Origin of the sequence: Micromonospora wenchangensis, from assembly GCF_002210435.1 — a bacterium.
Taxonomy (GTDB): domain Bacteria; phylum Actinomycetota; class Actinomycetes; order Mycobacteriales; family Micromonosporaceae; genus Micromonospora; species Micromonospora wenchangensis.
The window spans coordinates 99087-111948 of record NZ_MZMV01000005.1 but is presented as its reverse complement, the minus strand read 5'-3'; the positions used below and the strand labels follow the sequence as shown (position 1 = coordinate 111948).

General features: G+C 69.1%; 10 protein-coding genes and 1 pseudogene. 6 read left to right on the top strand and 5 right to left on the bottom strand.

What is annotated here, in order from left to right; genetic code table 11:
* Nucleotides 1-31 precede the first annotated feature (31 nt).
* Nucleotides 32-393, top strand: a pseudogene (locus B5D80_RS04380) (IS701 family transposase); the annotation flags it as partial.
* A 704-nt stretch (nt 394-1097) separates the two neighbouring features.
* Nucleotides 1098-1556 carry a DUF4262 domain-containing protein gene (locus tag B5D80_RS04375; protein ID WP_088642456.1) on the top strand — a complete coding sequence of 153 codons (459 nt, stop codon included), beginning with the start codon at nt 1098-1100 and terminating at the stop codon, nt 1554-1556.
* Between the two features lie 277 nt (nt 1557-1833).
* Here B5D80_RS04375 and wecB read toward each other — a convergent pair whose 3' ends face one another.
* From wecB to B5D80_RS04350, 5 genes are all read right to left on the bottom strand, one after another.
* Nucleotides 1834-3096 carry a non-hydrolyzing UDP-N-acetylglucosamine 2-epimerase gene (gene wecB, locus B5D80_RS04370; protein WP_088642455.1) on the bottom strand — a complete coding sequence of 421 codons (1263 nt, stop codon included), beginning with the start codon at nt 3094-3096 and terminating at the stop codon, nt 1834-1836.
* 3 nt (nt 3097-3099) lie between these two features.
* Nucleotides 3100-3963, bottom strand: coding sequence for a choice-of-anchor P family protein (locus B5D80_RS04365; protein ID WP_144081575.1), 864 nt, complete (start codon nt 3961-3963; stop codon nt 3100-3102).
* Nucleotides 3951-5471 carry a glycosyltransferase gene (locus B5D80_RS04360; RefSeq protein WP_088642453.1) on the bottom strand — a complete coding sequence of 507 codons (1521 nt, stop codon included), beginning with the start codon at nt 5469-5471 and terminating at the stop codon, nt 3951-3953. The genes B5D80_RS04365 and B5D80_RS04360 overlap by 13 nt, the downstream gene beginning before the upstream one ends.
* Nucleotides 5461-6000 carry a hypothetical protein gene (locus B5D80_RS04355; protein WP_088642452.1) on the bottom strand — a complete coding sequence of 180 codons (540 nt, stop codon included), beginning with the start codon at nt 5998-6000 and terminating at the stop codon, nt 5461-5463. Before B5D80_RS04355 ends, B5D80_RS04360 begins: the two co-directional genes overlap by 11 nt.
* 828 nt (nt 6001-6828) lie before the next feature.
* Complete coding sequence (locus B5D80_RS04350) at nt 6829-7881, bottom strand: NAD-dependent epimerase/dehydratase family protein (protein WP_158224121.1); 1053 nt, start codon at nt 7879-7881, stop codon at nt 6829-6831.
* A 371-nt stretch (nt 7882-8252) separates the two neighbouring features.
* Here B5D80_RS04350 and B5D80_RS04345 point away from each other — a divergent pair, with 371 nt between their 5' ends.
* The 4 genes from B5D80_RS04345 to B5D80_RS04330 are packed head-to-tail and all read left to right on the top strand — an operon-like array spanning nt 8253 to nt 12856.
* The gene (locus B5D80_RS04345; protein WP_211291389.1) at nt 8253-9134 is read left to right on the top strand and encodes a sugar transferase; all 882 of its coding nucleotides are present in this window, start codon (nt 8253-8255) and stop codon (nt 9132-9134) included.
* Nucleotides 9127-10695 carry a lipopolysaccharide biosynthesis protein gene (locus B5D80_RS04340; protein ID WP_088642449.1) on the top strand — a complete coding sequence of 523 codons (1569 nt, stop codon included), beginning with the start codon at nt 9127-9129 and terminating at the stop codon, nt 10693-10695. The genes B5D80_RS04345 and B5D80_RS04340 overlap by 8 nt, the downstream gene beginning before the upstream one ends.
* A complete protein-coding gene (locus B5D80_RS04335; RefSeq protein ID WP_088642448.1) occupies nt 10692-11540 on the top strand; it encodes a class I SAM-dependent methyltransferase in 849 nt (282 codons plus the stop codon). The genes B5D80_RS04340 and B5D80_RS04335 overlap by 4 nt, the downstream gene beginning before the upstream one ends.
* A complete protein-coding gene (locus B5D80_RS04330; protein WP_088642447.1) occupies nt 11537-12856 on the top strand; it encodes a glycosyltransferase family 2 protein in 1320 nt (439 codons plus the stop codon). Before B5D80_RS04335 ends, B5D80_RS04330 begins: the two co-directional genes overlap by 4 nt.
* Nucleotides 12857-12862: the final 6 nt, after the last annotated feature.

The following is a 12862-nucleotide window of genomic DNA, read 5'->3' as shown; positions in this document are numbered from 1 at the left end:
GGTCGATGAGGTCGTGGGCTGGCGGGCGGGTCTGGATGATCTGCTGGCGCGGTTCGCGCACCGGTTCGGGCGGGCGGAGCCGCGCCGGCAGGCGCTGACCTACCTGGTCGGGTTGTTGTCACCCCTGGCCTGCAAGAACGGCTGGACGCTGGCCGAGGCTGCGGGCGACGCGACGCCGGATCGGATGCAGCGGCTGCTGACCGTTCGGCGTGGGACCCAGACGCGGTCCGCGATGACCTGTCCGCCTACGTATCCGAGCACCTCGGCGACGACCAGGGGGTGCTGATCGTCGACGAGACTGGCTTCCTGAAGAAGGGCGTCAAGTCGGCCGGGGTGCAGCGTCAGTACTCGGGCACGGCCGGGCGGACGGAGAACTGCCAGCTCGGAGTGTTCCCGAAGACGCTCCGGATGCGGATGATCTACGCTGCGACGGTGGCAGGCGAAACGTCTTCTGGCCCGATTCGTTGGTCTGCCTATGATCGACGTTGACGTTGAGCATGGTGATGCAGCGTTGCACCAGCTGCACGCACCGGTCGGATCCTGGTTGTCCCGGCTGGAGTTGGGTCAGCGACAGAACCGGAGTGGGCTGGTCGGTGATCTGTCGCGGAACAACGGCTGGCCGGCAGTTGCAGCCCGGTTGGTCGACGGCCGACACATCGAGCGCGAGATGGATGATGGAGAGGCGCTGGCCGCGGACGACGAGGGCCTTCGGCGGGCAGCAGGTCCGAGCCTGATACGCCGGGGCCACATCCCTCGATTCATCAGGAAATCCAGCAGCGTCAACGGCATGGTCCTCGACGAGAGGGTATCAACTCTCGAAGATCCTCCATAGGCTGGCCGCTTCGTCGCGTTGACGACACAGAGCTGCTCTCGATGTCATTCGTCGCCACCATGAGATGTTCCACGGTGTGGTCGGGCCGCGTACCGGAAGGGCTCTCAGCCGACCTCGACAACACAGAATCCGTTTGGCCGAGTTTGTTGCCGCAGACATAACCGCCACTGAGTGGTACAGATTCAGCCGTTCAAGGGCCATGGGCTTCGTCGAAGTAAATCCGTCCGACCTCGACCGTCCACAAACACGATCCAGGAGACAGTACGTGCCGAGCATCGACGACTTCGTTCAGCGCCAGGAACGCCTCATCGACACCACCGGCTGGGCCGTCACTCATGTGCTGCCGACCGAACACGACCCCGACCTCACCCCGTTCACCTACACCGTCGGGCTCACCGCTCACGACCAACCGGAGCTGGTGGCTGCCGGGTTGTCTCCGGAGATTGCTCACAGCCTGCTCAACGATCTGGCTCGACGGGTCCATGACAGAGCCGAACGGTTCACCCATGGTCAGCTCATCCGCAATTTCATCGCGAGCTACGACGCGATCATTATTGACGGCCCGCCCACCGACGACCTGCTTCCGGGGCTGGCGATCGCCCGTTACGGCCGTGCTCGCGTTCGCCTTCAGCAGATGGTGTGGCCCGACCAGCAGGGCTTGTTTCCCTGGGATGCGGGGTATGATCTCGCACCGGGGGCGCAGCCGCTGATCGCCTGCCGGTAGCCGGAGTTGCGCGCGGGCCCTGTCCGAACCCCAGACGTCTGAGGGGCCTCCTCGTTCGGTGTCCCGGTGAGTGGCGTGCTACGGCAGTACGGGCAGATTCGCCGTCACACCAGGTGCATTGTTGTCAGCACGACCGTCAGCGTCGGTGGCTGGACTCGGCCGGGCGACAGTCTCCGCGGCTGTGACGTGCATCGATCAGCTGTCGCTACGGCCGCCGCAGGTGAGGTTTGCTGACCCGGGTGGTGGACGGTACCCCCTGATCATGACGGAGACTGCGCTAGTGGTCGATGTCGTGTTCAAAGAGGTCGGCATTGACCACGCCGCCAGGCCTGGATCGATGCGGCAGGGGAAGGTGAGGTCGACGATCCGCTTGTCGCCCCGGTGACACCAGCGCGTTACGTGTGTCGCCCCCCACGGGCACGAGCGCGCCGGTGTCGAGGAGCCGGGCGATGGCGTGCACACAGCGCTCGGCTGCGCGGCCGTCGCCGAAGGGTGAGCCCGCTGGTGCGCCGCGCGGTCCGCTCAAGCGTCGGGTGACCGCGTCGATGATCCGGTCGGGGTCGGTACCGACGAGTTCACCGAGGCCGTGGTGCAGGATTTCCGGTCGTTCGGTGGTCTCTCGGGTGACCACTACCGGCACCCCGAGACTGGCGGCTTCCTCCTGCAACCCTCCGGAATCGGTGACGACCAGGTCGGCGGCGTGCAGTAGGCCAATCATCTCCGGGTACGGCATCGGCGGCATCAGGCGGGCGTTGCGGACGTGACCGAGTCCGGCTTGGACCTGGGCGGCCAGCTTCGGGTTCGGGTGGTTCACCAGGGCGAGGTCGAGGTCGGGGTGGGCGGTGGCGACGTGGGCGAGAGCACCGAGGATGTCGGTGATGCCACGGCCCCAGTTCTCTCTGCGGTGCACGGTGGCCACGGCCAGTCGACGTTGCGAGTGCACCCAGGATGGCGCTCGGGCGACGCCGTGACGCAGCAGGGTGTGTAGGGCGTCTACGACGGTGTTGCCGGTAACCACGACCTGGTGTGCGGGTAGTCCCTCGGCGAGTAGGTTGCGACGTGCGGTGGGTGTTGGCGCCAGATGCAGGTCGACGCAGCGCGCCACCATCGCCCGGTTGGCCTCCTCGGGGAATGGGTGGCCGCGGTCGTGGCTGCGTAGTCCGGCCTCCAGGTGCACCACGGGGATCTGATTCCAGAACGCCACCTGTGCGCCGATCAGGGCGGTGGTGGTGTCGCCGTGCACCAGCACGGCGTCCGGGCGGTGTCGGTGGAGGCTGCGGTCCACGGCGGTGGTCAGCTCGGCGGCGAGTTCGGCGAGGCGGCCGGTTCGCCGCCGAATGGTCAGGGTGTCGTCGGGCCGCAGCCCGAACGGCGCCAGGGCCTCGACGACCCGGCCGGGTTGCTGCCCAGTGTCGACGACCCGGGCGGTGATGCGGGGGTCGTGGCAGAGCAGCCGGACCACAGGAGCGATCTTGATGCCCTCGGGGCGGGTGCCCACCAGGACCATGATCTCGGGAGCGTCCGCTCTGCCACGACCCATCGGTCAGCTCCGCACGGTGGCGCGGCGACGCCGGTGCAGCATGATGCCGCCACCGGTGCCCGCGGCCACAGCGCCGAGACCCACGGCGATGGGCATGCCGGCGAGCGGGATCACCGGGACGGGCGGGGCGATCGCGTTCGGGCCGCAGCCCGCCGACCCGATGACGAGCGAGGCGAGGGAACCGCCAAGGGCACTGAGGTTGAGCGCGGTGACGGTCAGCTGTCCGGGAGTGGAGCTGGTCTGGCCGTTGAGGACCAGGCTCAGCACGCCCGGAATGTTCAGCCCGGTGTTGGCCGCCGGGTTGGCCGGCAGGGTGAGCAGGGTGGTGGGGATGCCGAGAGTGGTCGACACGATGCTGGCGTTGACCAGGGTGGCGCTGCCTGTCGCCGACGGGCTGCTCGTCGCCGAGCATTGGGCGTAGATCGCATCGGCGACCAGTGTGATGGTGGCCAGGCCGTTGGTCCCCAGGGTCAGGGTGACCGAGGCGCCGGGTGTCACGGTGCAGGACCCGCCGGCGCCGATGTTGATGGTGCCGCCGCTACCGAGCACGCCGGCGCAGGCGGCCGAGGTGCCGTCGTTGAACGCCCGAACGTACTGGCCCAGCACGCCAGCGGTGATGACCGTCTGGCCACCCAGCACCGACAGCGGTGGGTTGGTGTTCCCGGAGATCGACTCGGTCGTTCCGTCGTTGGTGGCCGTCGCCGTTCCGGAACTGGCCAGTCCCCCGCCGACGAGGCTGATCTGCAGGGCGCTGGCCGTCGCCTGTGACGTGTCGGCCAGCGCTGGTGACGCCGCCAGGACGACCATCGCCAGGCCGCCGGCCAGCACGGTGGCGGTCCGGGTGAGCCCCGGTCCTAGTTTGCGCATGACACTGCTCGCTCTCTGTTGCTGTTGGTGAGGTGAGGGCTGGTCTTTGGGGTGCTCTGGGTGGATGGTTGGGCGATGGGCACACTGGCGCGGATCACCGGTACGCCGGCGGGGGTGAGCTGGTGGGGGTGTAGCCGCCGTGGGCTGGTTGCTGCGGGAGTCGGTTCGGTTCGGGCAGGTGCGGGCGCTGGGTCGGCCGCCCGGGCGGTCTTGTGCCATTCGGAACGCGCGGTGAGCATCCGACCGAGCGCGATCCAGACGGCCACCGACTGCAGATAGCTGTAGACCCAGTGGCCGATGCCGAGGCCGAGGGCGGCCGGAAGCGACAGGTGTGGTTCGCAGCGGTTGCGGTAGACCAGTCCCCAGACTGCGAACGGGCCGACGCCGAACAGCGCCACCAGCGGGATCAGGCCCCAGCCCCCTGACGTCCACCAGGCGGCGATGCCGCCGTCGGTGCGGCTGATGTACCAGCCGAGCACGCCGACGCAGCCGAGATAGATGGGGGTGCCGATGAGTTGGCACCAGGGTGCGGCGAGGAAGTGGGTGATCTCCATGATGGCCGGGTTGCCGATCTGCCGGCAGTTCAGCACCGCGTTGAGGTAGCGGACGCACTGCATGGATCCCTGCGCCCACCGGGTGCGTTGCCGGATCAGCGGTCTGACCTTGGTAAGTGCCTCCTGGGTCACCCAACTTTCGGCGCAGTATTCGGTCGCGCCGCCGTGCAGCAGGATGTGCAGGCCGAGTTCGAAGTCTTCGAGCAGCGCGCCGTGCCAGGGTGTGCCGTGCTGGGCGCCGAGCGCGTTGAGCAACGACAGCCTGGTGAACTGTCCGTTGCCGCCCATGGCGACGCTGCGGGTATGCCGGCGCAGCGACTGCATCGCGGCGATCGGCGCCCGGAACTCCATGTCCTGTAGCCGCACGAGGAGGCGACCCCACAGGTTGAGTCCGGGCGTCGGTCGACTGCACTGGACCATCCGGACCTCGATCTGGACGGCGGCGACGGCGGGTGAGCCGAAGTAGCGGGGGCCGGCCAGGGCGGAGCGGCAGCGCGGGTCGAGCTGACTGTCGGCGTCGAGGACTCCGACGATGGTCCGCTCGGCGTCGGTGTCGGCGGGCAGGTGGTCCTGGATGGCCCGCCATGCGGCGTTGAGGGCTGCGCCCTTGCCCTGTACGGCATCGGGACGCCGCCGGGTGACCACGCGGACCCTGGGGTCAGCGATGAAGGAGGCCAGCACTGCGGCGGTGCCGTCGTCGGAGTCGTCGTCGACGCACCAGATGGTGACATCGGGCATGTCGTGCAGGAGCCGCTGCAGGGTCGCGGCTATGACCGTCGCCTCGTTACGGCAGGGCACGATGACGTGCCAGGAGAATCGGCTGTGATCGCCACCGGCAGCCCTTCCTGCGCGCAGGTGCAGCACGAGGATGCTAAGGACGTAGGCGCAGAAGTAGACGCACAGCAGGAACGCGATGGTGTTCAGGATCGCCAGTGACGGGATTTCAGTGGGCATCGCGTTGCCTTCCCGGTCGGTGGCTACGGCCGACGACAAGCAGGAAGATGATCGCCACCGCGATCAGTCCGAGGGTGCTGATGACGGAACCGATCAGCACGTGACTGCGTTGGTAGCCCACCTCGAAGCCCCACATCTGCATGGCGGCGACGACGGCGGCGAGTCGGAGTTGGTTGACGGTGACCAGCATTGCCACCGCCAGCGCGACGGTGATCGCGGCTCGGGACAGGGTCAGCCGCCGGAAGCCGACGAGGAGGCTCGCCAGGACAAAGGGCGGGATGAGCAGCATCGACACCGAACAGCCGGTGGAGACCAGGAACCCGACCCATTGCTTGTCGAGCGGGAAGGTCACGGCCGCACCGACCGAGGTGGTGTCGGCCAGGCCGACGGCTGAGACAAGGTGCGCGTTGAGCCACGCCTCGACCACGGCCACGTCGTGCCAGCTGCGGAACAGGATGGCACCGAGGGCGGCCCCGCAGACCGCTCCGAGCAGTGCCTGCGTCCATCCCAGCAGGGTGCGGCGGGTCATCGAGCCCGACCGGCGTTAGCGGCCAGCCACAGTGACGCGCCGAGGACCACCAGGCCGATTCCGACCAGGATCCAGGAGTGGAGCGCCGCACCCGTCGTGGCGAGACCACCGCCGACGGAAGGCCCCTTCGTCGGAACCCCGTACATGTCACAACCTCCCGGCACCAAAACGCCCTTCACTTAACGGAAGGAACATACATCCCCAAAACGGTCAAATGGGAACTTTCGGGAATGTGAAACGGGATCAGCAGAGCTGACCTGACAGGCTCGACCGTCGGGTCGAACCACCGCGCCCGACAGGCTGCCCGCGATCGGCGTAGGACCGATGTCGCGCAGGGGTCAGCAGTGGCTCGATCGCTCGACGAAGCGCTCACGGAGCGCGCGGATCTGGGGCGCGACAGCCCTGGCTGATCTCTCGTCGCATGCTGACGCACCGCCTCGCGTTGCCGATGGCACGCGGGCGGGATGGTCGATTCTCATGGAGACGGGCAGGCCGGCGGAGAACCAGAGCATCTGACTGGCGGGTGGGTGGGGTCGCCGTCCGGGCCAGGGTTCGGCGTCATCGCGCGCAGAAGACGTGCGTGCCGCGAAGGCGGGCGGACCCTCCTGCCCACTCGCAGCTGACTTAGGCCCTCTCCCGAAGCGTTGGCTGGCTGACTACGGGTACTTGTGTATTCCGGATGACCGGTGTCGGTTGCCAAGACAGGCATCGACTGCACCCGGCCGAGGCAACTCCGTCCGGGGTGCGGACTGATCCAACGGCTGGATCCGCGCCGAGCCGGATTTCTCGCGAGTCGTTGCGGAGCGAACCGCAGGCGTCCGTGTCTACTCAGAGTCCTGCGCCGACGGGCTGCTCGGTGGTCGGCCGGTATGGGCGCTGCTGCCCGGCACGACGTCGACGGATCTCGCGCACGGTGAGCTGGACCCCGTCGGTGAGCCCGATGGTGGGCCGCCACCCGAGGCACTGCAACGCCTTACCGCTGTTCAGCGCCATCCGTCGCAGGTCGCTGCCGTCGAATTGCGGCTCATAGCGGGGCAGGGTGCTCGATCCGACCGTGGCCGCGACCGTTCGATACAGATCGTTGACGCTGGTCTGCCGACCGGTGCCGATATTGACCAGCCCGGCACCTGGGTGATGGCAGGCACGGGCGATGGCGTCAACCACGTCGCTGACGTGCACGAAGTCGCGGGTCTGCCGGCCGTCGCCGTAGATCGTCGGCTGCTCGCCGTCGAGCAGGGCTTCGGCCAGCACCGACACCACCCCGGGGGTGCGGACCGCGCGGTCCGGGCCGTAGACGTTGCCCAGCGCGAGGGCGGTGAAGGCGAGACCGTGCTCCCGGCGGTACCAGTCGAGGTAGCAGACCCCGACAGCTTTGCTGATCCCGTAGGGGCCGGTGGCGGCCAAGGGGTGGTCCTCGCGTACCGGTAGGGCCTCGGCGGGCACCGGGCCGTAGATCGCGCTCGAGGTGGCGTAGACGAAGAGCCGCACTCCGCTGCGGGCGCAGGCATCCAGGACGTTGATCGTGCCGAAGATGTTCACATCGGCGTCGAAGAGCGGCATCTCCTGGGCAGCGGGCGCGCTGCTCTGCCCCGCGAGGTGCACCACCACCTCGGGCTGCCACTCGTGAATGATGTCCACCGCTTCGGCGGTCCGAACGTCGCCGTCGAGGACATCGGACTCCTGGAGTCCTCCGTACGCCGCGTCGGCGAGATTCTCCATGCTTCCGGTGGAGAAGTCGTCGATCACCCGCACGTCGCTTCCCATCAGCATCAGCCGAGCGACGACGCCGCCGCCGATGAAACCGGCCCCGCCGGTGACCAGCACCCGGCTCGGCACGGAACTGCCGGGCTGAAACGGCTGCTCCAGCGACTCTGCATCCATCCTGAGACTCCTTGACAGTGGTGGGACAGAGTCACCACCGTGGCCCTTACAGCTTGATTGGACCACGGTATGCACCATTATGTCCGATAGAACCGTCAAGCATCTTGATGCATTTTTATGAGCAAGCCTTGTATTTGAGGGTCTCCAACAATCTTTGCCGCATCTAGTGCCTTTTACGACCCTTTAGCGTTGTTCGTCTGAAGGAGCACGAAGGGTACGACATGAAGCAGCCGACAAGCACACACACCGAGGGCCCGCTCGCCGCGTCCGCGCCCGAAACCGCGCGCCGGCACGGAGCTGGCTCACTGCTCAGCGGCGACCGCCGCAGATCCCCGAAGCCGCGACAGCCGCGCCCGTACCGAACCATGATCATGGTCGTCGAAGCCGACGACACCATGCCGCTGGTGGACCGTCTCGCCGACGAGTTCGACGTTGTCGTGCGCATGCCCGCGTCCACGCAGCCTGACGACCTGGTCGCCGCCATCGGGCGGATCCGCCCCCAGATGCTGTTGCTCAAGCACCCGCTGGAGAACATCGACGTGCCGACGGTGACGCTGTGCCGTCAGCTCGGTGTGGAGATCCTGGTGTTGGCCCGCCCCTGCTACGGCCTGCTGCAACCATCCGGCCTGCGCCGCTTCGGCGGGATGCCCTGGATCCGGTTGCGACCCGGACCGCACCGACAGACTCGGGTGGATCTACAGCGTTGCCTCGACCTCGGAATCCTCGCCCTCGGCTCCATCCTGATCCTGCCGGTCATACTCGGCATCTGCCTCGTCGTGGCAAGCACCGGACCACCGTTCTACCGTCAACAGCGAGTGGGTGCCGGCGGCCGGCTGTTCCACGTCGTCAAGTTCCGCACCATGCGCACCGATGCGGAGCGGGACACCGGACCGGTCCTCGCCCGCCCCGGCGACGAGCGGGTCACCCGGCTGGGCAGTCACCTGCGCCGCTGGCGCCTCGATGAGCTGCCGCAACTGTGGAACGTGCTGCGCGGCGACATGAGCCTGGTCGGCCCGCGCCCGGAACGCCCGGAGTTCATCGCCGAGTTCCGCCGGATGCCCCACTACGACCTACGCCACCTCATCCGGCCGGGCCTGACCGGCATCGCGCAACTCACCGGCGGCTACGCGGCCACGGTCGAGGACAAGCTCCGCTGTGACCTGCTCTACCTCAACTGCCGGTCGTTGCGGATGGACCTGAGCCTGCTGGCGTTGACCCTTCTGGAGTTGCTGCGGGGATTTCCCCGTGGCTGAACCGACCGTGCGCGCGGGGGCCCGACTGACCCGCAACACCCTGACCATGCTGGCGGCGCGCGTCGTGGTGGCGTCGACGGGTGTGGTGACCCTGCCGATCGTCTACGAGCGTCTCGGTGCCGTCGAGTTCGGTGTGTGGGTGCTGCTGTCCGGTCTACTGGCCATGGCCGCAGTACTCGACCTCGGGCTCGGATCGACACTGGTCCGCGAGGTCGCCGGAGCCGGTCCGGAGCGCGACCCGGTCAGCGTGCGTCGGCTACTCGGGCTGGGCCTGGGCTGGGGAGTCGTGCTCGGTCTGCTGCTGCTGGTCGTCCTGGCCAGCGGCTGGCCGTGGATCAGCCACCTGCTGCGCCTGGGCGAGCTCAGCCGTGACGCCTGGCACGCCGCCCTGTGGCTGCTGGTGGGGGTCGTCGCCGGCGGCGTCGAAACGCCCTGGCGGGCGATCCTCGAAGGCGTCCAGCGCTACGGCGTCCTCGCAGCCGTCACCAGCATCACTGCGGTTTTCGGCGCGGCCCTGACCGTCGTGACGCTCCGCCTCGGCGGCGGCCTCGCCGCCCTCGCCGCCTGCACCGCCGGAACCGGGATACTGCGCACCGCGATGCTCGCCGTCGCCGCGGAACGCGGACACCGGCACCTCGCTCCCCGCATCGGCCGCCTGACCAACCAGGACCTACGTCGGGTCACCGGGTACGGCCTGCGGGTACAACTCACCAGCGCCACCGGCGCGGTCAACGTCGAGCTCGACAAGCTGATCCTCGGCGCGGCATTCGGTCCGGCCGTCGCCGGCTCGGCCGACCTCGGGGTACGGCTGCTCAATCTGCTGCGGCTACCCCCGGCGTTCGCACTGCAGGTGCTCTTCCCCGAGGCCGTCCGGCGCACTGCCATCGGCGGTCGGGACTGGCTGGACCGCTTCTACCTCACCACCCTGCGCTACCTCGCCGTGCTACTCGCCCCCGCCGCGGCTGCGCTGGTCGTCGGTGCCGAGCCGCTGGTGCGGCTCTGGCTCGGCCACCCGGTCGACTGGGCTGCGGCGACCATCGCCATCCTCGCCCCCGCCTACGCACTGAACCTGGTCGCCGGTGCGGCCACGGTCACCGCCCGGGTGCAAGGGCGACCGGGGCTGGAGACCCGCTACGTCCTGCTCTCGGTGGCGATCAACCTGGCGCTGACCGTTCCCCTGCTCGTGCTGGTCGGGCCGCTCGGGGTTCCCCTGGCCACCTCACTCGGCGTGGTGCTGGCCACCGGCTACTTCCTGGCCCACTTTCACCGGGCGACCGGCCGTCCCATCGGCGTGCTGCTGCGTACCCTTTGGCCGCCCGCCGCCGCAGCCACCCTCGCCGCCCTGGTCACCGCCGCGTCCACCGAACTGCTGCCCGACGGGCCCGGGCGCCTGGGTGCCGCCGCCGCCGGATCCGTCCGCGCCGCGCTGGTGTTCGCCCTCACCGCCGCCCTGCTCCTGCTCTGCGGCTACCTACGCGCCGACGAACGCAGCCGACTACGCGCCCTGGCCACGAAAACCCGCCGGGTGGCGGTGTCGAGCGTCGCAGGGGGCGACCGATGAGCATCGACGTCTCCGTCGGTACCTGCCTGACCTGCGCCGCCGACCAGCCCCACCTGCCTCACCTCGACGGCCTGCTGCGCCGGTGCACGGGCTGCGGGCTCGGCTGGACCGTGCCCGAGCCGGGGCAGACCCCGGTTCGCTACGACCTGGACTACTTCACCGGTGGCGGTTACGAGGACTACTTCCTGACCGGCCCCCGCCGGTTCGAGGCGGGTCGCCGGTTGCGGTGGTTGTCCTCCCTGGTGAAGCCGTCGGTGCTGGTCGAGGCCGGGTGCGCGGGAGGCTACTTCCTGGAGGCCGCGAGGCGGGCGGGCTTCACGGTGACCGGCGTGGAGGTGTCGGAGGCGGCGGCGGGATTCGCGGCGGCCCGCTGGGCAGTACCGGTCCGGCAGGGCCGCTTCGAGCAGGTCGCGCCGTCGTTACGGGCGGACGTGGTGTGCGCGTTCCACGTGTTGGAGCATGTGGCGGATCCGCGAGCGTTCCTGCGGGCGGCCCGGGCGACGCTGACGCCGGGCGGATGGTTGGCGTTGGAGGTGCCGAACATCGCGTCGGCGGCAGCCCACCGCCTCGGACACGACTGGCCCGGCCTGCAGCCCCGCTACCATCACTGGCACTTCAGCCCGCTATCGCTGGCCCGGCTGCTCGCCGCCACCGGCTTCGATGTGGTACGGCAGGACACCGCCGTGTTCCGTTACTACATGCCGCTGGGCTACCGGGTGCGGCACGCCCGTCGTCTCCTCCCCCGAGACTGGCTGGACCTGCGTTCACCCCGCCTCACCCACCCGCGGCGGGGAGACCTGCTGCGGGTCGTCGCGCGCAGGGCCGACAGGGGGACAGCCCGATGAGCGTCGCCACCCGACCCGCGCTGTCCATCCTGCTGACAAGCTGGAACACCCGGGAGCAGACCCGGCTCTGCCTGCAGTCGCTGGCCGACACGGCCGACGCCGACCTCGACTACGAGGTGATCGCCGTCGACAACGCCTCCCGTGACGGATCCGCCGAGCTACTCGCGGGCTGGCCCGGCGTCGACCTCATCCGCAACGAGCGCAACCTGGGCTTCGCCGCCGCCGTCAACCAGGCCTACCGCCGTTCCCGGGGAGAGGTGATCCTGGTGCTCAACAGCGACGTCCGCTTTCATCCCGGGGCCCTAGCTCGGATGCTCGCCTTCCTGCGTGAGCACCCGCAGGCGGCCGGGGTGAGCCCGCTCTACCTCAATCTGGACGGCACCTTCCAGCAGCACTATATCCAGTTGCCCAGCTTCCCCGCGGCCCTGGCGCTGGTCACCGTGTTGCGACGGGTACCCGGATTCCGCCGGGCCCTGCACACCTTCCAGATGCGAGGACAGGATTTCAGCCGCCCCCGACGACTCGCCTCGGGCAGCTGCCTGATGGTGCGCCGGCACATCCTGGAACCCGACGCCATCTTCGACGAACGCTTCCCGATCTACTGGAACGACGCCCTGCTCGTACGCCGACTCGACAAGGCAGGACACCAGATCTGGATGATCCCCGACGCGGTGGTCGACCACGTTCGGGGCGCCTCCTGCCGGCTACTGGGCCCCGCGATCCGCTACCGGCACCTGCTCGGCGGTCTCGTGGCATACCTGAGGCTGACCCAGCCGCGCCACCGGGTCACCCTGTTCCGACGCGTCGTCCTCGCCGACCACCTGGTGAAACTGCTGTGCGGGCGTCCGGTGCAGCTCACCCTGCCCGACCTGCGCGCCGCCCTGCGCGCAGACGTCGGACCGCTACCCGACGGCGACACCCGCGACTGGTTGATCGTCTTCACCCGATCCGCGTGGCCGGCACCGCAGGCCCGGGCCGCAGCCGACAGACGAACGCCGCAGGGCGACCGCCTGCTACTCGTCGACCCACCCGCCGCACGGATCAACCGGCGTAGCCGGGTCACCACTCTCACCGACGCACGCTGGCAGTTCACCCCACCGACCCTGCTGCCCTTCGGTAACCGGATGCCCTTCGTGGACCGGATCAACCGGCGGGTCGCCGCCGGCGCCGTCCGACGGTGGCTGGACCGGCAGTCCGGCGTCCGCCTGCTGCGCCTCGACGATCACCGAGCCGGTTGCGTCCAGGGTCGGCTCGGCGAGGACGAGGTACTGCCCGCCTCTGCCCCGGTACTGGTCGAGCAGCGGGAGCACGTGTGAGCGACC

Excerpts from the sequence above, each read along its gene's own strand:
- wecB (WP_088642455.1), bottom strand. The coding sequence starts at position 3,096 with ATGGGTCGTGGCAGAGCGGACGCTCCCGAGATCATGGTCCTGGTGGGC.
- B5D80_RS04365 (WP_144081575.1), bottom strand. The coding sequence starts at position 3,963 with ATGCGCAAACTAGGACCGGGGCTCACCCGGACCGCCACCGTGCTGGCC.
- B5D80_RS04360 (WP_088642453.1), bottom strand. The coding sequence starts at position 5,471 with ATGCCCACTGAAATCCCGTCACTGGCGATCCTGAACACCATCGCGTTC.
- B5D80_RS04355 (WP_088642452.1), bottom strand. The coding sequence starts at position 6,000 with ATGACCCGCCGCACCCTGCTGGGATGGACGCAGGCACTGCTCGGAGCG.
- B5D80_RS04350 (WP_158224121.1), bottom strand. The coding sequence starts at position 7,881 with ATGGATGCAGAGTCGCTGGAGCAGCCGTTTCAGCCCGGCAGTTCCGTG.
- B5D80_RS04345 (WP_211291389.1), top strand. The coding sequence starts at position 8,253 with ATGGTCGTCGAAGCCGACGACACCATGCCGCTGGTGGACCGTCTCGCC.
- B5D80_RS04335 (WP_088642448.1), top strand. The coding sequence starts at position 10,692 with ATGAGCATCGACGTCTCCGTCGGTACCTGCCTGACCTGCGCCGCCGAC.
- B5D80_RS04330 (WP_088642447.1), top strand. The coding sequence starts at position 11,537 with ATGAGCGTCGCCACCCGACCCGCGCTGTCCATCCTGCTGACAAGCTGG.